The sequence below is a fragment of the Pseudomonas sp. JV449 genome, assembly GCF_032424295.1.
GTDB classification, from domain to species: Bacteria; Pseudomonadota; Gammaproteobacteria; order Pseudomonadales; family Pseudomonadaceae; genus Aquipseudomonas; species Aquipseudomonas marginalis.
In genome coordinates, this window is the sequence record NZ_VYKD01000004.1 from 65,927 (window position 1) to 89,303 (window position 23,377).

The window sequence follows — 23,377 nt, forward strand, 5'->3', positions numbered from 1 at the left end:
CTCAGCTGTGTCTATAGTTGAGAGTGACGGTCGTCGCTGCGAGAAAGGCCAAGATCATGCTGATGAAGTAAAGCATGTCACGAAGCGTGAACTTTCCATTGTCGATAGCGCTGTACCTCGAAAAAGGGCTGAGGGAGACCAGACTGTCCACCGCCCAGGTGGGGGCTTGATGTTCAAGTGCATCGAGTAAATAAGAGAATGCGCTGACGATAAGCATAAAGCCCACAGTCAGTATGAAAAGGGCAGTGCGTTGCCGCACCAGTGTGAAAATAAAACAGCCGACGGCTAGATAACTGCCCGCCAGCAGCCAGCTCGATATAAATTGCGAGGCAATAACGCTGTTGTCCGCCACTCCCAGGTAGTTGGCAATGATCACGAGAGGGAAGGTCAATATCAGGGCTGTGGCCGCCACGACCCAGGCTGCTAGAAATTTGCCGATAACCCATTCAAACGTGGTGATGGGTAATGTTTTCATCAGGTCGAGAAAACCGGCATTGGACTCGTCCGACCAGAGTTGTGCCGCCAGTACTGGAATCAGCAATAAATAGAGCCAGGGGTGTAGCTGGAAGAAAACCTGCAAGTGACTGCTGTCCTGTTCTGGCCAGGCGCTCATGTGCAACCCCAATGCCACGGACAGTACTGAAAAAATGGCAATGCTCAGATAGGTGCCGGGTGTACCGGCATAGTGGACGAGTTGACGCTTGAATATGACGGGCAGCAGTTTCAAAGGGGGGTCTCTCGGCTCAGATAATGAACTACGTCGCTGAGGCGACCAGGCTCCAGGCTCAGTGAGTTGATTTTCCAGCGACGATTGGCAATGAGCGTATTGATATGGGGGTAGATGGTGTGCCCCGGCATGGCCAGGACGGTCACCGTGCCGGGTGCATGCCGATGTTCTTCGATGCCTGCCACCCCCGGCAGTACGGCGAGAGCCAGCAGGTCCAAGGGGGCATCTGCGGCGAGGGTGACCGCCTGGAAATGGCGAGAGTCGCGTTGCAGATCTGGCATGGGGGTATCGGCCACCAGGCGATCACCTGCGATAACCAGGGCGCGCGTACAGAGTTCGGATAATTCATCGCAGTGTCGGGAAGCGACGATCACGGTCATGTCTTGCGTCAATGACTGGATGAGGCTCCTGAATTTGTATTTCTGATCAGGTGCCAGCCCCTCGGTCGGTTCATCCAGTAATAGCAAGGCAGGGGTGTGCAGGATGGCCTGGGCAATGGTGACTTTGCGCTTCAAACCGATGGAGAGAGCCTCGAGGGGAGCGTTGAGCACCGGCAATAACTCCAGTTGCGTAGCGGCATAGTCCACCTGTGCGCGTTTTTCGGTGCCGCGCAGTCCGCGAATGGCCGCGATGTAGTCAAGGAATTCTTTAACCGACATCGTAGGATGACTGACGCATCTGTGAAGTTGGTAGCCGATAAGTTTTTTTGCTCTTAATGGATGGGCTTTAGTATTGAAGCCTTGGATGTTTATATGCCCGCTGGAAGGCGTGGTCGAGCCCGATATTACGTCGAGAAGGGCCGTTTTAACTGTAGGATTTTCTCCGAATAGTCCCAGGCATTCCTGTTTGTTTGCGCTGAATGAAAAATCGCTGATTATTTTCTTATTGTTTAAATGTTTTGTCAGGTTGATGATTTCGATCATTTAGCGTGGTGTGGTCGTGGAGGGAGAGTTTGAAAAGGGTACGAGCAATATCTGTTTTTGGGAACGCCGCTCAGCATTAATAGGAAAAGTCCTACGTGCGCGCTAGGCACGTCGCTGAAACAATTGTTTTGTGTTTTTAACCTTTAATTATTGAGTGATGGTCTGAAGGTTATAGAGACTTTTCGAATTTTGTAATGAGGCCCGATCACCATGATGCTTCTACGTACCCTTGTTCTTGAACGCGATGGTCAAGATGCTCCGGTTAACGGTGCATTGCTCTGTGGGTTTGCTGTAGGCCAGATTGCCTCCAACTTTCTTGTTTATAGCTTGGATGAAGAGGTTGAGCCGGCGAGTTCCAGGGTGTATGTCGCAGCCTTGCGCAAAAAACTTGATCGGTATTTTCTGGGGGGAGTGGAGTCCAAGGAGGACCTGCATGTGGCAATGCATGTTTTCAAGCAAATTCTCACCTCGGCGGCGGCAGGCACTAAAGCGGGTGTTACCGAAACTCAGGTGCCTTATCATTTTATCGATTTAAAAGGCTGCAAGCTGCCGCCTGCGAGGCCCGAAGAGCATCATTCGGTGATCATCAAGAAGGCCCTGGTGATGAAAGTGATCTCCCTGGGAATGTCTGCGCCGGTGCTGCCGGCAATCGAAAGTGCTTCATTAATTGTGCCTTCCATTCGTTTCTCATCGAAAATGAGTTCATCTGTCAGGGGGGCGAATCCACCCGAGCCTACTCCGCTTCCCGTACCTGAACCTGTCGTAGAAGAGCCCCGGCAGATGTTGGTCGACGCGCCTGTGGCCATTGTCCAGGATGTACCTGTTGTCCTGAATGAGCCAAGCGCCCCGGCGCAGCCGAAGCTTTCGGCGCCCGCGGACGACGACCACTTGTTTGAAGTAGGCAGTACGCTGACCAACCTGGCTCGTGTTGCTCAGGAGCTGGCCCAACAGAAACTCGCTGCGTCGGAGAGGGAAACCGCGCTTGATCAATGGCAGGCCCGCTTGCAGCAGGAGCAAACCCAGTTGGATGAAAGGGTCCGGGATCTGGAGCAGCGCACCGCTCAACTGCATGACCAGTCCCTGGCAGTCAGTCAGCGGACCGAAGCCCTGAAGGTGATGACCTCGCAAGTCTCGAGTTTACGCCAGAGCTTGCGGGGCGTGCTGCTTGAACTGGATCAGACGTTGGATAGCTAGACAGGCCTGGCTACTTTCCTGGGTTCATTTATCATCAGCGCCAGCGAACCGACGCCTGGATGTGATTTCCTGCCTTATCGGTACCTATGGACATTGCCTGGGGATGCATGCGTTTGAGTACCAAGCTGATAACCAAAGAAGGTCATGAAGCGCTGAAGAAAGAGTTGGATTACCTGTGGCGCGAAAAGCGCCCGGATACCACGCGCAAGGTGACATGGGCTGCTTCCCTGGGGGATCGCAGCGAGAACGCCGACTACCAGTACAACAAGAAGCTGCTGCGCGAAATCGACCGGCGGGTGCGTTACTTGCGCAAGCGCCTGGAAGACATGCGTGTGGTGGAGTACATGCCCGAGCAGGAAGGGAAGGTGTTTTTCGGCGCCTGGGTCGAGATTGAAAACGAACAGGGCGAGACCAAGCGTTTTCGTATCGTCGGCTATGACGAGATTTATGATCGGATGGACTATATTTCCATCGATTCACCAATGGCCCGTGCGCTGCTGCGCAAGGAAGTCGACGATGAGGCCATTGTGCAGACCCCGGGAGGTGAGGTGTGCTGGTGGATCACCGCTATCGAGTACGTGAAGTAAGCGACATTGACCCGCCCCCCGTGAGGCAGGCGGGTCATGGACCGCTCAGCCCTCGCGCAAAACCGTCAGCGGGCTGGCATTCAGCGCACGGCGCGTGCCGAACACCCCGGCACCGCCGATCAATGCGGCGCCGATCACAGGCAGCAGCAACAGCCAGGGGTGCGGTTGCCAGGCCAGGTCGAAGGCATAGCGGTACAGCACCCACGTCACCAACTCGGTACCCAGTGCCGCCAGCAAGCCGCTGACTGCGCCCAGCAAGCCAAACTCGATGCGCCGCGCCTTGACCAGCAGCTTGCGCTCCGCGCCCAGTGCCCGGAGCAGTGCACCTTGGCGAATACGCTCATCCAAGGTGGCTTGCAGGCCGGAGAACAGCACCGCCATCCCAGCGGCCAGCACAAACAACAACACGTACTCCACCGCCAGTGTCACTTGGGCGAGGATGCTGCGCAGTTGCTCCAGCAGCGCCTCGACCTGCAGGATGGTCACCGCCGGGAAGGCGCGGGACAGATCAACGATCTGCTGATCATGCCCTGGCGCGAGGTAGAAGCTGGTCAGGTAGGTGGCCGGCAGGTCCGTCAAGGTTCCCGGTTGGAAAATCATGAAGAAGTTCGGCTGGAAGTTATCCCAGTTGATGGTTCGCAGGCTGGCAACCCGCGCCTCACGGTTTTCCCCGGCGATGGTGAACACCAGGTGATCGTTCAACTTGAGCTTGAGGCTCTGCGCGACCTTGGCTTCTACCGAGACTCCGGGCATTCCATCGGGGGGTTGTTGCGACCACCATGAGCCTTCGGTCAGGGTATTGCCCGGCGGCAGGTCGGCGGCCCAGGTCAGGCTCAAGTCGCGTTGTACGGCGCGGTCACCGCTGGAGTCCTTGCTGACTATTTCCTGTACCGGCTCGCCATTGATACTGATCAACCGACCTGGCACGACCGGGTACAGCGGCGCGGATTGCGCCTGCACTTCCAGCAGGCGGGCACCAAAGGCGTCCTTATCGGCCGGCAGGATATTCAGGGCGAAATAGTTGGGGGCGTCCTTGGGCAGCTGGTTTTGCCAGGTGTCCAGCAATTCGCCACGCAGCAGGGCGATCAAGCCCATGGACAACAGGATCAGGCCGAACGCCAGGGACTGGCCCGCCGCCGCCAGCGGGTGGCGCAGCAATTGGCCCAGGCCCAGGCGCCACGGCAGGGACGCCCGGGCCAACAGACGTCGCAGGCTTTGCAACAGCAGCAGAAGCAAGCCCCCCAGAACCAGCGCGGCGACCACGCCGCCGCCCAGCAGGGCGAAGGTCAGCACCAGGTCGAGGCTCAGGCGCCACATGATCAGGCCCAGGGCGAACAACGCGGCGCCGTAGACCATCCAGGTGCTGGACGGGATAGGCAGCAGGTCGCGCCTCAGCACTCGCAGCGGCGGTACGCGACCGAGGGCGGCCAACGGTGGCAGCGCGAATCCCGCGAGAGCAACCAGCCCGGTGCCGATCCCGGCAATGGCCGGCAACAGTCCACCAGGCGGAACATCCGCCGGCAACAGGTCGTGCAGGAAATAGAACAGGCCAAACTGTGCCAGCCAACCGAGCAGGGCGCCGGCCAGGCTCGCCAGCAACCCCAGTACGCTCAATTGCAGGCTGAACAGCAACATGGCCTCGAGTCGCGATAACCCAAGGCAACGTAGCAACGCACTGGCGTCGAAACGGCGGGTGGCAAAGCGGTTGGCCGACAGGGCCACGGCGACGCCGGCCAACAGCACGGCCACCAGGCTGGCCATGTTCAGGTAGCGCTCGGCTTTGCCCAGGGCGCCGCCGATCTGCTGGTTGCCGTCCCGTGAATCCTGAAGACGCTGGTTGGCAGCGAGCCCCGGCTTGATCAGGTCACGATAGGTTTGCAGCGCGGTGCTGGCCTGCGGGCCACGCCACAACTCGCGGTAGCTGACGCGACTGCCTGGCTGGACTACGCCGGTGGCGTCCAGGTCCGCCAGGTTGATCATCACCCTGGGCGTCAGGCTATAGAAGTTGCCGGCGCGATCCGGCTCGTAGGTCAGTACGCGTGCCAGGCGCAAGGTCTTCATACCCACATCGATAGTGTCGCCGACGTTCAGGTCCAGTGCCGTCAGCAGCCGCGACTCGACCCAGGCTTCACCGGGTTTCGGCCCGCCGCCCGGGGTTTCGTCCCCAAAGGGGGCTGCTGCGCTCTTGAGTTGACCGCGTAGCGGATACTGCTCATTGACCGCCTTGATGCTGGAGAGCTGGATACCATTATCGGTGGCAATGACGCTGGAAAACTCAACCACACGGGCGTGATCCAGGCCCAGTTCGGTCCCGGATCTGATTTGTTCGGGGCGTGCTGGTGAGCTGCCTTCGAGTACCAGGTCGGCGCCGAGGAACTCCGTGGCGCGCAACAGCATGGCGCCGTTGAGGCGGGCGCCGAAATAACCGATGGCGGTGCTGGCGGCCACGGCCACCAACAGGGCGAAGAACAACACACGCAATTCGCCGGCGCGGGCATCACGCAGTAATTGGCGCAGGGCAAGGCTGAACAGGCGCAACAGCGGCAAACGTGCCATCAAGGCTCCAGGGGGGCGACCATCAGGCCGGCTTCAAGGCGGATCAGGCGTCGGCAACGATGAGCCAGGCGCTCGTCATGGGTAACCAGCACCAGGGTCGTGCCGCTTTCTTTATTGAGCTCGAACAGCAGGTCGCTGATGCGCTCGCCGGTGTGGCTGTCGAGGTTGCCGGTGGGCTCATCGGCAAACAGCACGTCCGGTTCGGCGGCAAAGGCGCGGGCAATCGCTACCCGTTGCTGTTCGCCCCCGGAAAGCTGGCGTGGGGAGTGGGTCAGGCGCTGGCCGAGGCCCACGCGCTCCAGCAGGTGTCTGGCGCGTTCGCGGGCGTCCTTGCGGCCATCCAGCTCCAGCGGCAGCATGACGTTCTCCAGCGCATTGAGGCTGTCGAGCAGTTGGAACGACTGGAACACAAAGCCCACGTGTTCGGCACGGATGCGCGCGCGCTGGTCTTCGTCGAGGGTGCTGAGCGCCTGGCCGGCGAGGGTGACTTCACCGCTGCTGGGCAGGTCGAGGCCGGCGAGCAGACCGAGGAGGGTGGATTTACCGGAACCGGAGCTGCCGACGATAGCCAGGCTATCGCCCTTGTTCAGTTCCAGGCTCAGTTCGTGCAGGATAGTCAGTTCACCTTCCGCGCTGGGAACCACTTTGCTGAGGTTCCGCGCGGTGAGAATGCTTGCGCCCATGGAGAATCCGATGCGAATGTGGTTTTTGAGTGCTGGCCTGGCCTTGATGTGCATGGCCCAGAACGCAGCGGCGGGTACAGTCCTGATCGTTGGCGATAGTATCAGTGCCGGTTTCGGCCTGGATACCAGCAAAGGGTGGGTCGCATTGCTGCAGCAACGGCTCAAGAAGGAAGGTTTCGACGATAAAGTGGTCAATGCCTCCATCAGCGGCGACACCAGTGCCGGAGGCCTCGCGCGCCTGCCGGCGGCGCTCGCAGCGCATAAGCCGGACGTGGTGGTGATCGAATTGGGTGGTAACGACGGCTTGCGCGGGCAGCCGCCGGCGCAATTGCAACAAAATCTTGCGTCGATGATCGAGCAGTCCCAGGCCAGCGGTGCGAAGGTACTGTTGCTGGGCATGCAGATTCCGCCCAATTACGGGAAGCGCTATGTCGATGCATTCGCCAAGGTATTCAATGACGTCGCAACGGCTAAAAAGGTGCCGTTGGTGCCATTTTTCCTGGAGGGTATCGGTGGCAACCCGGCGTTGATGCAGGCTGATGGACTGCACCCGGCTGTCGGCGCCCAGGGCAAATTGCTGGAAAATGTCTGGCCGACGCTAAAACCGCTGCTATGACGCTTTTCTACCGGCAGGCTTTCGGCTAAGGTGGCGCCCCCTCGATCTGGAGCCCCCGATGTCGCGTCCTGCCTGGTCCCTGTTTAACTACCAACTGATCGAGCCGGACGAGCAGCTGGATCTGTTCGCCTGTCAGGAAGTGCGGGTGCATCTGGTGACGCGTCAATTGGAACTGGGCGGCTCCATCGATCGCACCCTGTGCGGTACGTTATTGCCGGCGCAGCCGCGTTGGTCCCTGGTCGACCGTTCGATTTTCCAGGACCAGCGCCTGTGCCCTTTGTGCCGGGCGATCCTGGAGTCGCAGAAGCGTGGCACGCCGCCAATCTGGCCCGAGTTGCGTTTCGAGTTGTAGGGGGCAGCTAGAAGTCCGCTTCACGTATACAATCGATTTTTACCTACCCGTCGTTCTGCGAAGGATTTTCCGGATGTTGTCGCGCCTTTCCGTCGTCACCTGCTGCCTGTCTCTTGCTGCCTTGTGTGCGGCCGGTCCTGCCGCCGCCTTGCAGTTGCCCCTGCCGCCACCCGGCGAAGACATCGTCGGGCAGGTCCAGGTGATCAAGGCCAAGTACGAAGACACCTTTGCCGACCTGGGTACCACCTACGACCTGGGCTATTCGGAAATGGTCGCGGCCAATCCGGGCGTCGATGCCTGGTTGCCGGGGGCGGGGACCGAGATCGTCCTGCCGACACGCTTCATCCTGCCGCCGGGCCCCCGTGAGGGCATCGTGATCAACCTGGCGGAATACCGGCTCTACTACTTCCCCAAGGGGCAGGATGTGGTCTACACCTTCCCGCTTGGGATTGGCCGTGAAGGCTGGGGCTCGCCCATTGCGCACACCAGCATCATCGCCAAGACGCCGAATCCGACCTGGACGCCGCCGGCCTCGATCAAGGCCGAGCACGCCGCCAACGGCGACCCGTTGCCCAATGTGGTGCCGGCCGGCCCGGACAATCCCCTGGGGCCGTTCAAGTTCACCCTGGGGACGCCGGGTTACCTCATCCACGGTTCCAACATGAAGTTCGGCATCGGTACCCGTACCAGCCACGGTTGCTTCCGCATGTTCAACAACAACGTACTGGAAATGGCCGGCATGGTCCCGGTGGGGACGTCGGTGCGCATCATCAACGATGCCTACAAGTTCGGCAGCAGCGGCGGCAAGGTCTATCTCGAGGCGCATACGCCCTTGAACGACGATGGCACGCCGTCGGTGGTCGATAAGCACACAGCGGTGATCAATGCCTTGCTCAAGCGTGAAGACCTGGCCAATAACCTGCGGGTGAACTGGGATCAGGTGCGTGATGTCGTCGCGGCCGAAGATGGCCTGCCCACCGAGATCGGTGTGCCAGGTGGTGCACCGATAGCTTCCAGCGCGCCGATCGACCTGCAGCAATAAGCGTCCGGTCCGCTGCTGAGCCCGCCACGGCCTTGCGCTGTGGCGGGCTTTTTATTGCGCGGGGTTCTGGGCCGAATCGCAGGCAATAAAAAGCCGATCCAAGAATGGATCGGCTTGATAACAATCCCGAGGGATTATTACTTGCGGCTAGCTTTCTCAAGCATACGCAGAGCGCGCTCGTTAGCTTCGTCAGCAGTCTGTTGTGCTTTTTGGGCAGCAGCCAGAGCTTCATCGGCTTTACGGTAGGCTTCGTCTGCACGGGCCTGGGAGCGAGCTGCTGCGTCTTCAGTTGCAGTCAGACGAGCTTCGGTTTCTTTGGAGACGCTGCTGCAACCGGTAGCCAGAACTGCGGCCAGAGCCAGAGCAGAGAATTTCAGAACGTTGTTCATCGTGTTCCCCTTCAAGGACTTTCTATTAAATGGCTACTTTCTCAGAGTGAGCTAATAGCCGGCGTACATACTACCCATTACTTGTAGTAAGTAAACTGACGTAGCGCAAGAAGCAAAAAAAATTCTTGTGCCGAATCTATTTTGGCTAATCTTTTGGACATTCGTATAAAAACCGTACAGTTTTTTGCAGTCTGATGGAGATTGGATCCAGGCTGAGAAGGCCGGCCCGCATGTGTTAAGCCTTGTAAATAGATGAAATTTTATATATCGAGGCTGACACTTTCGTTTGGCTGGCCTTTACCACGCCCCGCATCTTTTGTGCATGTAGAGGTGACTTTAAGAGCGTCTGTTCGTCTCAAGGTTCAACTGCCGGCAATGTTCAGGCCTTCGATCACCGGTTGATCGAGGCCCTTTCTATATCCGCCAGCGGCAGGGATGACGGGCGCGCCTTGAGCAATTACAGGATTGGTGCCTACTATTCCCTACGTGCTGGTTGTGAGCGCTCAAGGTTTTCTCGTTGTCGAAACCGGCACGGGGTGGCGTAGATGTTCCTTCGCCGGAAAAACATCGGTAAGGTAGGGGTCAGAATCCAAGACCCGCGAGGAGTAGTGATGAGCGAGGCGTTGTCCATCCACCATGACCAGGCTGGTCATCAGTTCGAGACCAATGTGGACGGTCATCGTGCCTATCTGACCTATATGGACCTCGGGAAGCAGACCCTGGACATCTATCGGACCTTCGTGCCCAACGCACTGCGCGGCCGTGGCATTGCAGCTGCGTTGACCGAGGAAGCGTTGAAGTTTGCCGAAGAGCAAGGCTACACGGTGATCCCGTCATGCTCCTATGTCGAACGCTACATGGAGCGCCACCAGCGCCATGCCGCGAAGCTATAACGCACAACATAAAACGCAGCATGAAAAACGCCGGGCTCAGCCCGGCGTTTTTGTGTGCGCATCTTTCAAATACAGGTTCAGCTGCGTTTGCGTTTCGGCAATACGTCCTTGAGCTTGGCGTGCATGCTGCGCAGGGTGTTCTCGGTGGCGGACCAGTCGATGCAGGCATCGGTGATCGACACGCCGTACTGCAAGTCGGCCAGGTCCTTTGGAATCGCCTGGCAGCCCCAGTTCAGGTGGCTCTCGACCATCAGGCCGATAATCGACTGGTTGCCTTCGAGGATCTGGTTGGCGACGTTTTCCATCACCAGCGGCTGCAGCGCCGGGTCCTTGTTGGAGTTGGCGTGGCTGCAGTCGACCATGATGTTCGGCTTGATCCTGGCCTTGTTCAGCGCCTGCTCGCAGAGCGCAACGCTGACCGAGTCATAGTTGGGCTTGCCATTGCCGCCGCGCAACACCACGTGACCGTAGGCATTGCCCTTGGTGGTGACGATGGAGACGCCGCCTTCCTGGTTGATACCCAGGAAACGGTGAGGACTGGAGACCGATTGCAGCGCGTTGATCGCCACGGTCAGGCCGCCGTCGGTGCCGTTCTTGAAGCCTACGGCCGAAGACAGGCCGGATGCCATTTCGCGGTGGGTCTGCGACTCGGTGGTGCGCGCGCCGATGGCCGACCAGCTGATCAGGTCCTGCAGGTACTGCGGGGAGATCGGGTCGAGGGCTTCGGTGGCGGTGGGCAGGCCCATTTCGGCCAGGTCCAGCAGCAATTTACGACCGATGTGCAAACCGTCCTGGATCTTGAACGAGTCGTCCAGGTACGGGTCGTTGATCAAGCCTTTCCAGCCCACGGTGGTACGCGGCTTCTCGAAATACACGCGCATCACCAGGTACAAGGTGTCGGACACTTCTGCCGCCAGCACTTTGAGGCGCTCGGCGTATTCGTGGGCAGCCTTGAGGTCGTGGATCGAGCAAGGCCCGATCACGACGAAGAGGCGGTGGTCGGTGCCATCGAGAATGTCACGGATGACTTCGCGGCCTTTGGTGACGGTCTGCAGGGCAGCGTCGCTCAGAGGGATTTCGCGCTTGAGCTGATCGGGTGTGATCAGGGTCTCGTTGGATTCGACGTTTAGGTCATTGATCGGTAAATCAGCCATCGTGTTACTCGCCAGGGTCACGGGTGCCGGCCGCCAGCCATCCCCGTGCGGCGGGCACAGCATGATTTGAATGCAGGGGGGAGGAACCTTAGCGCGTAACACGGGCCCGCGACAATGGGCAAAGCCCGCTTTAATCCAGCGCTGGCCGCACAAACGTCTCATGGGCGAACTCGCCGGCATGGCGCGCCACCCACTCACGGGCCAGGGCTTCGAGTTGCTGCGGGGTCGGCTCGGCATCTTCGTGCTGGCGGCAGTAGCGCTCTATCCGGCATGCTTGCTCACCCATTCGCGCACCGAACAACGCATGTTCATCGGTAAACGAAATGCCCACGCGGTAGCCGTTTTCCACCTTGCGACACCACGCCACATACCCCGGATATCGGGCCGTGGCGCCCAGGGAGGGAATGTGCAGGTCAACGGCCGTGCCCTGGCGCCATGCGCGGGGCCAATTGCAGGCAACGCCGCCCAGGCCGATAGTGTGCAGGCGTTGGCGGGGGATGGCGGGAGAGGGGCGTTGGATTAACTCGACAGCGACATCATCAGGGTGAGGTAAAAAACGACCCATGTACACGGACTCCGAGCACCGTCCAGTTGACGGCGGTGGCAGCAGTATAGTGAAGGAACTGGAATTGACCGACCTGGATATTGACCAGCAATTGCTGGGATTGCCAGGTATTTCGCTGGTGGTGTTCACCAGCGTGGGGTGTTCCAGTTGCCGTTGGGCACGCCAGCAGTTGCCGGGCTGGCGTTTGCCGGTGGACCGCGTGTGCTGGGTGGATGCCGGGCACAATGGCGGTGCGGTCGAACGCTACCAGATCTTTCATTTGCCGGCGTTGTTCGTGGTGTGCGAGGGTCAGTTCCTCGGGCAAATACAGACACGTCTTACGCTTTCTGACCTGACCGAAACCATTGACCAAGCACTTAGCCGCACTCCGGAGGAACTGCCATGACAGTACAGTCGCCACGTATCGGTATTATCGGCACCGGCGCCATCGGTGGCTTCTATGGCGTGATGCTGGCACGCGCGGGCTTCGACGTGCACTTCCTGCTGCGCAGCGAATACGCGGCGGTCAGCGAGCACGGCCTGCGCGTCAATAGCAGTGTGCATGGCAACCTGCAACTGCGCCCGGTGCAGGCCTACGCCCATGCCGCGGACATGCCGCCGTGCGATTGGTTGCTGGTGGGCACCAAGTCCACCGGCAATGTCGAGCTGGCCCCGACCCTCGCCCAGGTCGCGGCGCCGGACGCCAAGGTGGTGTTGCTGCAAAACGGCCTGGATGTCGAAGACAGTCTGCGTGAACACCTGCCGCCATCCCTGCATCTACTGGGCGGGCTGTGCTACATCGGCGTACACCGCTCCGCGCCTGGCGTCGTCGAGCATCAGGCGTTGGGCCGGGTCAACCTGGGCTACCACAGCGGCACGGCCGCCAACGATGAGGCCCGCCAGAAGGCTATTGTCGAAGCCGGTGCCGCGTTGTTTCATAAGGCCGGCATCGAGTCCCAGGCCATGGCCAATGTGCATCAGGCCCGCTGGCACAAGCTGGTGTGGAACGTGCCCTACAACGGCCTCTCGGTGTTGCTGGGCACGGGTACCACGGCAATGATGGCGGACGAATCCAGCCGCGAGCTGATCCAGGCGCTGATGGCCGAAGTGGTGCAGGGCGCCCATGCCTGCGGCCATGAAATCCCCGGCAGTTATGCCGAGCAGATGTTCGCCATGACGGAAACCATGGACGATTACCTGCCCAGCATGTACCACGACCATATACACAAACGCCCGCTGGAACTGGCGGCGATCTATGGGCGACCGCTTGCTGCCGCCAAGGCCGCGGGTTGCGAATTGCCACGAATGCAGGCGCTGTACCAGGCCTTGAGCTTTATTGATCGGCATAACCGCTGATTCGGGGGACGTACCATGGCAAAGGGATTGGGCGACAAACTGGTGCTGGCGATTTCCTCGCGGGCACTGTTCGACCTGAGCGACAGCCACAAGGTCTACCTGGCCCAAGGGGTGGAGGCCTACCGTAAATACCAGATCGAACACGAGGAAGAGATCCTCGAGCCCGGTGACGCCTTTCCGCTGGTCAAGAAGCTGCTGAGCCTCAATGCCAGCCTGGGCCGTGCTCGGGTCGAGGTGGTACTGGTATCGCGCAACAGTGCCGACACCGGCTTGCGCGTGTTCAACTCCATCCAGCATTACGGCCTGGATATTTCCCGCGCAGCCTTTGTCGGTGGGCGTAGTCCTTATCCCTATTTGGCGGCGTTTGGCTGTCACCTGTTTCTTTCCACCCATGCTGAAGATGTACGCAGTGCCCTCGATGCCGGCTTTGCCGCCGCGACGATTCTGTCGGGCGGTCCGCGCCGGGCGTCCAGCGAAGAGCTGCGGATTGCCTTTGACGGTGACGCGGTGCTGTTCTCCGATGAATCGGAGCGCGTGTACCAGGCCGGCGGGCTGGAGGCGTTCCAGGCCAGCGAGCGCGAGTCGGCACGCCAGCCTTTGCACGGTGGCCCCTTCAAGGGTTTCCTGGCGGCACTCAACTTGTTGCAGCGTGAGTTTCCAGACGAGGCCTGCCCGATCCGCACAGCCTTGGTCACCGCCCGTTCGGCGCCTTCCCACGAGCGGGTGATCCGGACCTTGCGTGAGTGGGACATCCGCCTGGATGAGTCACTGTTTCTCGGCGGCCTGGAAAAGTCCGCATTCCTGGAGGCGTTTGCCGCGGATGTGTTTTTCGATGACCAGGCCGGTCACTGCGAGAAAGCCAGGGAGGTGGTGGCCACCGGGCATGTGCCCCATGGCATCAGTAACGAGGTGAGGATTCAGGCCGAGACTTAGGGGCGCTGCTAAGCTCATTCAATCTCCTCCATCCTGGCCGTCCGGGAGGTTTTATGATTCGTTCGATGCTGTACGCCACGGACCTTGGTCTGTACGCGCCGTATGTGATGCAACATGCACTGGCGCTGGCGCGGACGTTCAAGGCTGACCTGGATGTGATTCATGTGGTCGAGCCCATCGGGTTGTTCGCCGAATCGGTGTTGCAGAGCTACCTTGATGAGAAGGCCTTGAGTGAGTGGCAGAGCCAGGGGCTGAGCACTGTCATGGCGACCATCGAGCAGCGGGTGCTGGACAGTTTTCGCGAAGAGTTGGGGGACGGGGGGCAAGACCTGGAACTGATTCGCTCGGTACGGGTGATCCAGGGCGACCCGTGCGAAGTGATACTCGAGCAGTTGCGCAAACTGTCCGTAGACCTGTTGGTGGTCGGCAGCCACAGCCATGCCACGGCGGCCGCCACACCGCTTGGGCGTACCGCCGCACGGGTGCTGCAGTTGTCTAGCGTGCCGGTTTACCTGGTGCCTGCGTTACAGCGTCGACGCAGTGATGACATGTGATGGGTAAAAAACGATAAAAAGTTCTAGATTTATCCGTCAAACCTTTAATATAGTTATATACCGTCGCTGATACCCGTGGCGTCTATCTGCTTTGAGGGACACATATGAAGCTTCAACAACTGCGCTACATCTGGGAAGTGGCGCACCACGACCTCAACGTTTCCGCTACCGCTCAAAGCCTTTACACCTCCCAACCCGGTATCAGCAAGCAGATCCGCCTGCTCGAAGACGAGCTGGGCGTCGAAGTGTTCGCGCGCAGCGGCAAGCACCTCACCCGTGTCACCCCGGCCGGTGAACGCATCATCACTACCGCCGGCGAGATCCTGCGCAAAGTCGAGAGCATCAAGCAGATCGCCCAGGAATTCTCCAACGAGAAGAAAGGCACCTTGTCGATTGCCACGACCCACACCCAGGCGCGTTACGCATTGCCGCCGGTGATCCGCGATTTCATCAAGCAATACCCGGACGTGGCGCTGCACATGCATCAAGGCTCGCCGATGCAGATCGCCGAGATGGCCGCCGACGGCACCGTCGACTTTGCCATCGCCACCGAAGCCCTGGAGCTGTTCGGTGACCTGGTGATGATGCCGTGCTACCGCTGGAACCGTTGCGTCGTCGTGCCCCAGGGCCACCCATTGGCAAAGTTGCCGAAGCTGACCCTGGAAGCCCTGGCCGAATACCCGATCGTCACCTACGTCTTCGGTTTCACCGGCCGCTCCAAGCTCGACGAAGCCTTCAGCCATCGTGGCCTCACGCCGAAAGTGGTGTTCACCGCCGCCGACGCCGACGTCATCAAGACCTATGTGCGCCTGGGCCTGGGCGTGGGCATCGTCGCCAAGATGGCCGTCGATACCAACCTCGATAAAGACCTGGTGGTGCTGGATGCCAGCGAGCTGTTTGAGTCCAGTGTGACCAAGATCGGCTTCCGCCGTGGCACCTTCCTGCGGGGCTTCATGTGCGACTTTATCGAGAAGTTCGCCCCGCACCTGACCCGCGAAGTCATGGCCAAGGCGATCCAGTGCCACAACAAGCAGGAACTGGAAGAGCTGTTCGACGGCGTGGAATTGCCCGTCCATTAAGGGGGTTATTTGGCCTCGGTAACCGTAAAGTGTTGCCGGGCGCCTGCCACCAGAATATCCACCTCATCACCTTCGTACTTGCCCAGCAGGCTTTTGCCCAAGGGTGAACGCGGGGTGATGACGGTCACCGGTTGCCCGACCACGTCCACCTTCAAACCCGCCGCATCCGGTGCCAGGAACAGCCACTGCTGGCGGCCGTTCTCGTCTTCCAGGCCCAGCAATGTGCCGACTTCTATGCCACGTTGATCATCGTACGCACGCAGTGGCAGGTTCTGGCACAGCGCCAGCGCCTGCTTGATTTCCTCGACGCGCCTGGCTTGCCCGGCTGCCAGGTAAGACGCCTCCAGCCCGAGGGTGTCGTATTTGTTTTCGGCGATATTTTCTTCGTGGGTCGCGGTTTCGTAGGCGGTCTGCGCGGCGCGCTGGGCGATGTCGAGGTCGACCGTGAGTTTTTCCAGGATCAGCTGGTGAACGGCGTGTTTATTCATGGTCATCAATCGCAGAATTGCAGGACATTGGCCCGGGTCTTTTCATTCGGTGCGTTCTGGTCCTGCTGCAGCCAGAACTGGCATTTTGGGTTGGACAGGTTGCGTGCGTTATTGCGGGCCTGGTCCAGGGCCTGCTGTTGTTCCTGCTTCTGCAGGTTCTGTTGGTACTGCTCGAACATACGGTTCGGCGGCTCCGGCGCAACCGCTGCAGGTTTGCCCAGTTGCTGAACGGCCTGGGCTACAGGCGCCAGGCTCTGCGGGAACAGATAGCGCGACGCCAGCCAACTGGTCAGCGCAATGGCGATAAATCCCAGCCACAGCCCCAGGGCAACGGCGAGCGTGAGCTTGGGCAGCGACATAGGCGCGCTAGAGGACATGATGAGCTCCTTGAAGGACAACGTAGGTACCGTCTTATCCACCCCACGCAAATCCGGGGGTGTTGATGGCGATTGTCGCACAGCCACTGTGCAGAATAATCGCGATCAAGCCTTCTGCATTGGCGCATTTATGCGGACAATCGAGCCTTTGAGCGTTGGAGCGCGGAATGAAAGCCCGCTGGGATATTTTTTGCAGCGTCGTCGATAACTATGGCGACATCGGCGTGACCTGGCGCCTGGCCCGGCAATTGGTGGCGGAGCAGGGCTGCGAGGTGCGCTTGTGGGTCGACGACCTGCGCGCCTTCGAGCGTATGTGTCCGGAGATTGATGTGCGCCTGGACCAGCAATGGCAAGAGGGTGTCGATGTGCGCCATTGGCCGGCCGTGTGGTCGAGCGCACCGGCAGCCGATGTGGTGATCGCCGCCTTCGCCTGCCAGTTGCCGCCTGACTACATGGAAGCCATGGCCGCGCGTGAACGCACGCCGTTGTGGATGAACCTGGATTACCTCAGTGCCGAAGACTGGGTAGTGGGGTGCCATCGGTTGCCGTCGGTGAAGTTCAAGGGTGTGCAGAAGTACTTCTTTTTTCCGGGTTTCCGACCCGGCACCGGGGGGCTGTTACGCGAGGCAGGGTTGCTGGAGCAGCGTCAGGCGTTTCAGCAGGATGCCGCTGCGCAGCGGCAATTCCTGCAAGCCTTGGGTGTGTTTCCGGCAGCTGGTGCGCGGCTGATCTCGTTGTTCGCCTACGAAAACGCCGGGCTGGCCAGTTGGCTGGATGCACTTTCGACCGACGGGCACACCACTCATCTCTTGGTGCCGGAAGGGCGCATCCTCGGTGATGTACAGCATTGGCTCGGTGTCGAAGGCCTGGCGGTGGGGGACGTCCATCAACGCAACGCCCTGACCGTGCAGGTGCTGCCGTTTGTGCGCCAGGAGCAATATGACCGCCTGCTGTGGTGTTGCGACTTCAACGCCGTGCGCGGCGAAGACTCGTTCGTGCGCGCCCAATGGGCCGGGCGGCCGCTGCTGTGGCACATCTATCGCCAGGACGAAGACATCCACCTGGACAAGCTCGACGCCTTCCTGGACCTGTACACCGCCGCGCTGTCACCGGCCGCAAAGGCTGCCCTGGTCGAGCTCTGGCAAGCCTGGAACACTGATGGCGATATGGCACAAGCGTGGAAAATGCTGCTGGCGCACTGGCCTGAGTTAAGCCAGCACGCGCAGACGTGGTGTCTGGAACAAGGCTTGCAGGCCGATCTTGCGACGGCGCTGGTACAGTTTTATGAAAGTTGGATATGATACGCGACCTTGATTTTTGTAATCCCATCCAAATTTCGGATATACGCAATGAAAACTGGTAAAGAACTGAAACCCGGTACAGTGATCCGTCTCGAAAACGACCCTTGGCTGGTTCAGAAAGCTGAGTTCACCAAGTCTGGTCGTAACAGCGCAATCATGAAGACCAAGCTGAAGAACCTGCTGACCGGTTACAAGACCGAGATCGTCTACAGCGCCGATGACAAACTGGACGACGTGATCCTCGACCGCAAGGAAGCGACCCTGTCCTTCATCAGCGGCGATACCTACACGTTCATGGACACCACCGACTACACCATGTACGAGCTGAACGCTGAAGATATCGAAGCTGTTCTGCCGTTCATCGAAGAAGGCATGGAAGACGTCTGCGAAGCTATTTTCTTCGAAGAGCGCCTGGTTTCCGTAGAGCTGCCGACCACTATCGTGCGTAAGGTTGCCTACACCGAAGGTTCCGCTCGCGGTGACACTTCGGGCAAAGTAATGAAGCCTGCCAAGCTGAGCAACGGTACCGAACTGCAAGTAGCCGATTTCATCGAAATTGACGACCTGATCGAGATCGACACCCGCGAAGGTGGTTCGTACAAAGGTCGCGCCAAGAAGTAATTCTGGCCCCGCCGATACGAAAAAAGCCCGACCTAGCGTCGGGCTTTTTCGTGGGCGCTGCTTTTTTACTTCAGGTGTTGCTTGAGCTCGTCGGATGCCTGCAGCAAGGCCGAACGCACCGCTGGTACCTGGCTGACCACATTGAGCAAGCCGTAGTCGTGGATCATGCCGTTGTAGCGCACGGCCGTCACTGGAACCCCGGCCTGGTCCAGCTTGCGCGCATAGGCTTCGCCTTCGTCACGCAACACGTCGGCACCGGCGGTCTGAATCAGCGCGGGCGGCAAGCCCTTGAGCTGATCCGCGGTCGCCCGCAGCGGCGAGGCGTAGATCTCGGCGCGCTGATTGGCGTCGGTGGTGTAGTTGTCCCAGAACCACTTCATCATGTTCCTGGTGAGGAAGTGCCCTTCGGCGTACTGGTTGTAGGACGCCGTCTCGAAATTGGCATCGGTCACCGGCCATAACAGCAGTTGGAACTTGATCGCAGGTGTGCCCTTGTCCTTGGCCATCAGGCTGACGACGGCTGCCATATTGCCGCCGACACTATTACCCGCGACCGCCAGGCGTTTGCCGTCGACGTTGATGTCCTTGCCATGCTCGGCGACCCACTTGGTTGCGCCGTAGGCTTGGTTGATCGCCACCGGATAGCGGGCTTCCGGTGAAGGCGTGTAGTTGACGAAGACCGCCACGGCCCCCGAACCCACCACCAGATCGCGCACCAGGCGCTCGTGAGTCGGGTAATCCCCCAACACCCAGCCGCCGCCGTGGAAGAACATGAACACCGGCAATGTGCCCTTGACCCCGGCTGGCCGCACGATGGTCAGGTCCAGCGGCTGGCCATCGACCTGAATGGTCTTCTGGCTCACGTCCGCCTTGGGCAGGGTCAACTTCACACCGGCCTGGGCACCCGTCAGTACGGCACGGGCTTGCGTGGGTGTCAGTTGTTCCATCGGTTTGCCAGTGCCGGCGTTCAACACATCCAGGAAGGCCTGGGTACTGTGTTCAACGTCGCCATTGGCGGCAAACGCGTGAGTGACGGACAGGGCGAGCAGGCTGCCGGTCAGCACGTTGGCAAATGTGTTCATGTTCTTCTCCAGTGACAGCGGCAGTGGTTAGACGGTTACGTGCAGGCGCACATCGACGTTGCCACGGGTGGCGTTGGAGTACGGGCAGACTTGGTGCGCAGCGTCGACCAGGCTTTGCGCATCGTCCTCGGCCAGGCCTGGCAGGCTGACGTGCAGGTCGATATCCAGGCCGAAACCGCCAGGGATCTGGCCGATGCCGACGTGGGCAGTGATCGAGGCATCATCCGGGATTTTGCGTTTGGTCTGGCTGGCGACGAATTTCAGGGCGCCGATAAAGCAGGCCGAGTAACCGGCGGCAAACAGTTGTTCCGGGTTGGTGGCCTGGCCGCCGGCGCCGCCCAATTCCTTGGGGGTGGAGAGTTTGACGTCGAGGATATTGTCGCTGGAAACAGCGCGACCATCACGGCCGCCGGTGGCGGTGGCTACTGCGGTATAGAGCGTTTGCATGGTGTCGTCCTCTTGGTTTTTAGCGCTAAAGTTTTGCGCGCTAAGTAGTTGGTGAGGTAAATGTATAGCGCTAATGTTTAGTGCGCAAGATAAATGTATAAATATTTTTCAGTCGCTGCAAACCAATGTGGGAGGGGGCTCGCTCCCGATAGCGGTGTTTCAGTCAAAAGATTCGTCGACTGATAAACCGTCATCGGGAGCAAGCCTCCTCCCACAGGTTGAGTGTTTTGCCGTGTTCAGATCGCGTTCTGCAGGTTGCCCCGCAACGCAAGCAAGTCAGCCTGCAGCTTGCGCAATTGGTCCAGCTCCAAACCGCTGGCGCCGAGAATGCACTGTGGAATACCCATGGCCTTTTCCTGCAAGGCGCGCCCGGCGCCGGTCAGTTCCACCACCACCACGCGCTCATCTTCACGGCTGCGGGTGCGGCTGAGCAGGCCTTCGGCTTCCAGGCGCTTGAGCAGTGGTGTCAGGGAGCCCGGGTCGGTCAGCAGGCGGCTGCTGATTTCTCCGACGGTCAAACCATCTTCTTCCCACAGCACCATCATGGCCAGATACTGCGGGTAGGTCAGGCCGAGGGCTTGCAGCAGCGGTTTGTAGACCTTGGTCATCAGCAGCGACGTGGAGTGCAGGGCGAAACACAGTTGGTTGTCCAGCAACAGGGATTCGCACGGGGCGGGATTTTTGCTCATGGTGGTGCCTCAAAAAAGCGTGTCTGCCTGGAATCTAGCGGGCAAATCTTTAATGCGCCAGATAATTTTGTGCGGGTGGTCAGACCAGTCCGCTTTGCAGGGCCAGATCCCAAGGCGGCACGGGGCTGAATCGGGACTTGAGGTATTCCAGCAGCAACCGGCTGCGCGCATTGGGCTGCTGTTCCAGGCGCAGTGCATAGATCCCGGTGGTCTCCGGGTTGGGCAGGCCGTCTTGGCAAAACAGCGGCAGTAACTCGCCGCGCACCAGGTACTCACTGGCCAGCCAGGTGGGGAGGTGGGCGATCCCCAGCCCGGCGAGGGCGCCCGATAACAACGCTTCAGCGTTGTTGGCGCTCATGCGGATGCGCCGCGGGCGATGCGTTGCACGTCGCCCGTCCAACTCGAAGCGCCACGCGAACATCGGCGCCAGGCCGTCCCAGTCCAGGCCGTCATGCTCGCTCAATTCGCGAGGGTGGGCCGGGGTGCCACGGCTTTTCAGGTAGGCCGGACTGGCGCAGGCGATGCGCACGATACTGGCCAGGGGCGTGGCGATCAGCCGTGTATCGACGATATGCCCGGCGCGCAGCACCAGGTCGACCTTGCCCAGATGCGCGCCCTGCATATCGACAAAGCTGTCGATCAGATGCAGGTGCACATCCAGCCCCGGGTACACATTCAGAAAGTCGGCGATCACGGGTGCCAGATGCCGTCGACCAAACGCTGCCGGTGCGTCCACGCGGATCAAGCCTTCGGGGGCATGGCTCAAGGAGACCGCTTCCGCCCGCGCCAGTTGCAGCTCGCTGACAATCCGTCGTGCCCGCTCGGCGAAGGCCAGGCCCGCCGGGGTCGGCACCACCGCGTGAGTGCTGCGCTGGAACAGGCGGCTGCCCACGGAGCTTTCCAGGCTGTCGATGCGCCGCGCCACCGCCGAAGGGGTCAGCGGATGGCGACGGGCTGCGGCAGAAAAGCTGCCGGTTTCCAGTACATCGAGAAACAGGCTCAGTTGATCGGTCAGCGTGTTGGGATTCATCGATGCGCGCTTATGCGAGATTGGCACAGCCATTGTGCGTTGCTGTGCGTTTCCGCGCCAGGGTCGACTGCGTAGCATGCAGGGCCTGGGAATGTGGAGTAGCGAGCGGTGTTGGATTTAGCGGTTTACCTGGTATTGGGCGTGGCCCTCGGCACGGTCGGTGGCCTGTTTGGTATTGGCGGTGGGCTGATTGCGATCCCGGTCCTCGGCGTATGGTTCGGCCTGGACCAACAACTTGCCCAAGGCACGGCGCTGGTGATGGTGGTGCCCAACGTGATGCTCGCCCTGTGGCGTTACCACCAGCGCAATCGCATCGAACTGCGCCACGCCCTGCCGTTGGGCATCATGGGCTTCAGCTTTGCCTGGCTCGGCTCGATCTGGGCCGTGGGGCTGGACGCAGGCGCCATGCGCATCGGCTTTATCGTGTTCCTGCTGACGCTTTCGGCTTACAACCTGCTGCGCATGTTCACGCGAAATGCACCGCCGACGGCACACATGCGTTATTCCTGGCCCTGGCTTGGCGTGTTGGGCGCGGCGTCCGGTTCCATGGGCGGTTTGTTTGGGGTGGGCGGCGCGGTGGTGGCCACGCCGGTACTGACCAGTGTGTTCGGCACCACCCAGGTGGTCGCCCAGGGCTTGTCCCTGGCCTTGGCCCTGCCCAGTACCGGGGTGACCCTGGTCACCTATGCCTGGCACCACGAAGTGGACTGGCTGATCGGCATCCCCCTGGCCGTCGGTGGCCTGCTCAGTATCAGTTGGGGCGTGAAAGTCGCCCACGCCCTGCCGGAAAGGCTGTTGCGCGGCCTGTTCTGCGGCTTCCTGGTGCTGTGTGCGGTAATGCTGACCTTTAAAGTCTGAAGCCTTCGAGAATGTACTCGGCCAGGCAATCGGTGATCGGTGAGGCCATCAGGGGGTTACGCAGCAAACGCAGGTTCATTGACGGCAAGGGCGGTAACCCTTCCTCGCTGCCGAGTATGCGCAGGTCTGCAGTCACCAGGCTTTCCATGCTGACCATGGCCGCCAAGCCCGCGCTGACGACTGCCTGGATCGCCGCCCCATTGGTGCTGTGATAGGCAAGGCGATAACTGCGCTCGACCGAATCCAGTGCCCCAAGGGCCCACTGGGTATAAAGGCAGTCAGCACCGGAAATCGCCAGGGGCAGGGCGTCGTGCTCGTCTACGCAAAAGCACGGTGCTGCGGCCCATACCATGCGTTCGGAACGCAACAGCTCCCCGACATCATTCCCGGGCTCTCGGCTGATCACGGTCAGGGCCAGGTCCCGGCGCTGCATCAGCACCGTGGACGCCTCGCAGTGCATCTCAATCTGGATCAGCGGGTATGCCTTGGAAAACCGCTGGAGAATCCCCGGCAGGAAGCGCATCACGTAGTCATCCGGTGTACCGATGCGTACCAGCCCCACCATATGCGGCTCGCGCAGGGTGTTGAAGACTTCGCTGTGCAATTTCAAGATACGCCGCGCATAGCCCAGCAGCACTTGGCCCTCGGGGGTAAGCCGCACTTGCCGGCCATCGCGCTCGAACAGTTTGCGCTGCAGCACGTCTTCTTCCAGGCGCTTCATCTGCATGCTCACCGCCGATTGGGTGCGGTTGACCCGTTCACCGGCGCGGGTGAAACCGCCTTGGTCGGCGATGGCGACGAAAGTGCGCAGTACCTCAGTGTCGATGCTCGGGTAGCCGGACAATTGATCAATCTCCGAGATGTATTGCATAAGAAACATTCGTTGGATTGATCTTAAGGCC

At 60.1% G+C, this 23,377-nt stretch carries 28 protein-coding genes; 14 read left to right on the top strand and 14 right to left on the bottom strand.

The annotated features are described in order from the left end of the window. Window position 1: 1 nt before the first annotated feature. Window positions 2–727 (bottom strand): ABC transporter permease, encoded by a 726-nt coding sequence (locus F6S08_RS04435; protein ID WP_074844636.1) that lies wholly within the window; start codon window positions 725–727, stop codon window positions 2–4. After that, entirely contained in the window at window positions 724–1,650 is a 927-nt protein-coding gene (locus tag F6S08_RS04440; protein WP_065947242.1) for an ABC transporter ATP-binding protein, read from the bottom strand. The genes F6S08_RS04435 and F6S08_RS04440 overlap by 4 nt, the downstream gene beginning before the upstream one ends. A 210-nt stretch (window positions 1,651–1,860) precedes the next feature. Here F6S08_RS04440 and F6S08_RS04445 point away from each other — a divergent pair, with 210 nt between their 5' ends. Beyond that, a complete protein-coding gene (locus F6S08_RS04445; protein WP_027606971.1) occupies window positions 1,861–2,844 on the top strand; it encodes a hypothetical protein in 984 nt (327 codons plus the stop codon). 113 nt (window positions 2,845–2,957) lie between these two features. Continuing rightward, entirely contained in the window at window positions 2,958–3,431 is a 474-nt protein-coding gene (greB, locus tag F6S08_RS04450; protein WP_027606972.1) for a transcription elongation factor GreB, read from the top strand. Window positions 3,432–3,476: 45 nt separating this feature from the next. On the opposite strand, the gene F6S08_RS04455 is transcribed toward greB, so the two are convergent. Next, entirely contained in the window at window positions 3,477–5,987 is a 2,511-nt protein-coding gene (locus tag F6S08_RS04455) for an ABC transporter permease (RefSeq protein ID WP_065924427.1), read from the bottom strand. Continuing rightward, window positions 5,987–6,670 (bottom strand): ABC transporter ATP-binding protein, encoded by a 684-nt coding sequence (locus tag F6S08_RS04460; protein WP_005786391.1) that lies wholly within the window; start codon window positions 6,668–6,670, stop codon window positions 5,987–5,989. The genes F6S08_RS04455 and F6S08_RS04460 overlap by 1 nt, the downstream gene beginning before the upstream one ends. A 10-nt stretch (window positions 6,671–6,680) precedes the next feature. Here F6S08_RS04460 and F6S08_RS04465 point away from each other — a divergent pair, with 10 nt between their 5' ends. From F6S08_RS04465 to F6S08_RS04475, 3 genes are all read left to right on the top strand, one after another. Beyond that, the gene (locus F6S08_RS04465) at window positions 6,681–7,286 is read left to right on the top strand and encodes an arylesterase (RefSeq protein ID WP_027606974.1); all 606 of its coding nucleotides are present in this window, start codon (window positions 6,681–6,683) and stop codon (window positions 7,284–7,286) included. A 58-nt stretch (window positions 7,287–7,344) separates the two neighbouring features. Beyond that, window positions 7,345–7,638, top strand: coding sequence for a hypothetical protein (locus F6S08_RS04470; RefSeq protein WP_003172705.1), 294 nt, complete (start codon window positions 7,345–7,347; stop codon window positions 7,636–7,638). Between the two features lie 73 nt (window positions 7,639–7,711). Beyond that, the gene (locus F6S08_RS04475) at window positions 7,712–8,680 is read left to right on the top strand and encodes a L,D-transpeptidase family protein (RefSeq protein WP_065924428.1); all 969 of its coding nucleotides are present in this window, start codon (window positions 7,712–7,714) and stop codon (window positions 8,678–8,680) included. A gap of 137 nt (window positions 8,681–8,817) precedes the next feature. Here F6S08_RS04475 and oprI read toward each other — a convergent pair whose 3' ends face one another. Then, window positions 8,818–9,069 carry an outer membrane lipoprotei OprI gene (gene oprI, locus F6S08_RS04480; protein WP_003172710.1) on the bottom strand — a complete coding sequence of 84 codons (252 nt, stop codon included), beginning with the start codon at window positions 9,067–9,069 and terminating at the stop codon, window positions 8,818–8,820. A 611-nt stretch (window positions 9,070–9,680) separates the two neighbouring features. On the opposite strand from oprI, the gene F6S08_RS04485 reads away from it, so the two are divergent. After that, window positions 9,681–9,962: a GNAT family N-acetyltransferase gene (locus tag F6S08_RS04485; RefSeq protein WP_027606976.1), complete on the top strand. Its 282-nt coding sequence runs from the start codon at window positions 9,681–9,683 to the stop codon at window positions 9,960–9,962. Window positions 9,963–10,039: 77 nt separating this feature from the next. Here F6S08_RS04485 and F6S08_RS04490 read toward each other — a convergent pair whose 3' ends face one another. Both F6S08_RS04490 and F6S08_RS04495 read right to left on the bottom strand, forming a co-directional pair. Beyond that, entirely contained in the window at window positions 10,040–11,116 is a 1,077-nt protein-coding gene (locus F6S08_RS04490) for a 3-deoxy-7-phosphoheptulonate synthase (protein WP_027606977.1), read from the bottom strand. A gap of 130 nt (window positions 11,117–11,246) precedes the next feature. After that, window positions 11,247–11,681, bottom strand: a complete 435-nt coding sequence (locus F6S08_RS04495) for a PilZ domain-containing protein (protein WP_065924429.1) — start codon at window positions 11,679–11,681, stop codon at window positions 11,247–11,249. On the opposite strand from F6S08_RS04495, the gene F6S08_RS04500 reads away from it, so the two are divergent. From F6S08_RS04500 to cysB, 5 genes are all read left to right on the top strand, one after another. Further along, the gene (locus F6S08_RS04500) at window positions 11,680–12,066 is read left to right on the top strand and encodes a thioredoxin family protein (RefSeq protein ID WP_027606979.1); all 387 of its coding nucleotides are present in this window, start codon (window positions 11,680–11,682) and stop codon (window positions 12,064–12,066) included. The two genes, F6S08_RS04495 and F6S08_RS04500, sit on opposite strands and share 2 nt — an antisense overlap. Next, the gene (locus F6S08_RS04505) at window positions 12,063–13,016 is read left to right on the top strand and encodes a putative 2-dehydropantoate 2-reductase (protein ID WP_315871333.1); all 954 of its coding nucleotides are present in this window, start codon (window positions 12,063–12,065) and stop codon (window positions 13,014–13,016) included. Before F6S08_RS04500 ends, F6S08_RS04505 begins: the two co-directional genes overlap by 4 nt. Window positions 13,017–13,031: 15 nt before the next feature. Then, a complete protein-coding gene (locus F6S08_RS04510; RefSeq protein ID WP_027606981.1) occupies window positions 13,032–13,949 on the top strand; it encodes a 5'-nucleotidase in 918 nt (305 codons plus the stop codon). A gap of 53 nt (window positions 13,950–14,002) precedes the next feature. After that, window positions 14,003–14,503, top strand: coding sequence for a universal stress protein (locus tag F6S08_RS04515; protein ID WP_315871334.1), 501 nt, complete (start codon window positions 14,003–14,005; stop codon window positions 14,501–14,503). A 104-nt stretch (window positions 14,504–14,607) separates the two neighbouring features. Next, window positions 14,608–15,582 carry an HTH-type transcriptional regulator CysB gene (gene cysB, locus F6S08_RS04520; protein WP_003189876.1) on the top strand — a complete coding sequence of 325 codons (975 nt, stop codon included), beginning with the start codon at window positions 14,608–14,610 and terminating at the stop codon, window positions 15,580–15,582. A 5-nt stretch (window positions 15,583–15,587) separates the two neighbouring features. Here cysB and F6S08_RS04525 read toward each other — a convergent pair whose 3' ends face one another. Together F6S08_RS04525 and F6S08_RS04530 are read right to left on the bottom strand one after the other, a co-directional pair. Beyond that, window positions 15,588–16,070 (bottom strand): transcription elongation factor GreAB, encoded by a 483-nt coding sequence (locus F6S08_RS04525; RefSeq protein WP_315871335.1) that lies wholly within the window; start codon window positions 16,068–16,070, stop codon window positions 15,588–15,590. 5 nt (window positions 16,071–16,075) lie between these two features. Continuing rightward, window positions 16,076–16,447 (bottom strand): hypothetical protein, encoded by a 372-nt coding sequence (locus F6S08_RS04530; RefSeq protein WP_065947246.1) that lies wholly within the window; start codon window positions 16,445–16,447, stop codon window positions 16,076–16,078. Window positions 16,448–16,614: 167 nt separating this feature from the next. Here F6S08_RS04530 and earP point away from each other — a divergent pair, with 167 nt between their 5' ends. Together earP and F6S08_RS04540 are read left to right on the top strand one after the other, a co-directional pair. Next, window positions 16,615–17,748 (top strand): elongation factor P maturation arginine rhamnosyltransferase EarP, encoded by a 1,134-nt coding sequence (earP, locus tag F6S08_RS04535; protein ID WP_065924433.1) that lies wholly within the window; start codon window positions 16,615–16,617, stop codon window positions 17,746–17,748. Between the two features lie 48 nt (window positions 17,749–17,796). After that, window positions 17,797–18,369 (top strand): elongation factor P, encoded by a 573-nt coding sequence (locus F6S08_RS04540; protein WP_003172723.1) that lies wholly within the window; start codon window positions 17,797–17,799, stop codon window positions 18,367–18,369. 65 nt (window positions 18,370–18,434) lie between these two features. Here F6S08_RS04540 and F6S08_RS04545 read toward each other — a convergent pair whose 3' ends face one another. The 4 genes from F6S08_RS04545 to F6S08_RS04560 all read right to left on the bottom strand — a co-directional run bounded on the left by F6S08_RS04545 (window position 18,435) and on the right by F6S08_RS04560 (window position 21,617). Continuing rightward, window positions 18,435–19,451 carry an alpha/beta hydrolase gene (locus F6S08_RS04545; RefSeq protein WP_074844657.1) on the bottom strand — a complete coding sequence of 339 codons (1,017 nt, stop codon included), beginning with the start codon at window positions 19,449–19,451 and terminating at the stop codon, window positions 18,435–18,437. A gap of 27 nt (window positions 19,452–19,478) precedes the next feature. Further along, a complete protein-coding gene (locus tag F6S08_RS04550) occupies window positions 19,479–19,898 on the bottom strand; it encodes an organic hydroperoxide resistance protein (RefSeq protein WP_027606987.1) in 420 nt (139 codons plus the stop codon). A 236-nt stretch (window positions 19,899–20,134) separates the two neighbouring features. Further along, on the bottom strand, window positions 20,135–20,587 hold the full coding sequence (locus tag F6S08_RS04555; protein WP_027606988.1) for a MarR family winged helix-turn-helix transcriptional regulator: 453 nt from the start codon (window positions 20,585–20,587) through the stop codon (window positions 20,135–20,137). Between the two features lie 79 nt (window positions 20,588–20,666). Next, window positions 20,667–21,617 (bottom strand): LysR family transcriptional regulator, encoded by a 951-nt coding sequence (locus tag F6S08_RS04560; protein ID WP_065924436.1) that lies wholly within the window; start codon window positions 21,615–21,617, stop codon window positions 20,667–20,669. 108 nt (window positions 21,618–21,725) lie between these two features. On the opposite strand from F6S08_RS04560, the gene F6S08_RS04565 reads away from it, so the two are divergent. Continuing rightward, window positions 21,726–22,475, top strand: coding sequence for a sulfite exporter TauE/SafE family protein (locus tag F6S08_RS04565; protein WP_027606990.1), 750 nt, complete (start codon window positions 21,726–21,728; stop codon window positions 22,473–22,475). Here the strand turns inward: F6S08_RS04565 and F6S08_RS04570 are convergent. Continuing rightward, window positions 22,465–23,346 (bottom strand): LysR family transcriptional regulator, encoded by an 882-nt coding sequence (locus tag F6S08_RS04570; protein ID WP_065924438.1) that lies wholly within the window; start codon window positions 23,344–23,346, stop codon window positions 22,465–22,467. The genes F6S08_RS04565 and F6S08_RS04570 overlap by 11 nt on opposite strands. Window positions 23,347–23,377: the final 31 nt, after the last annotated feature.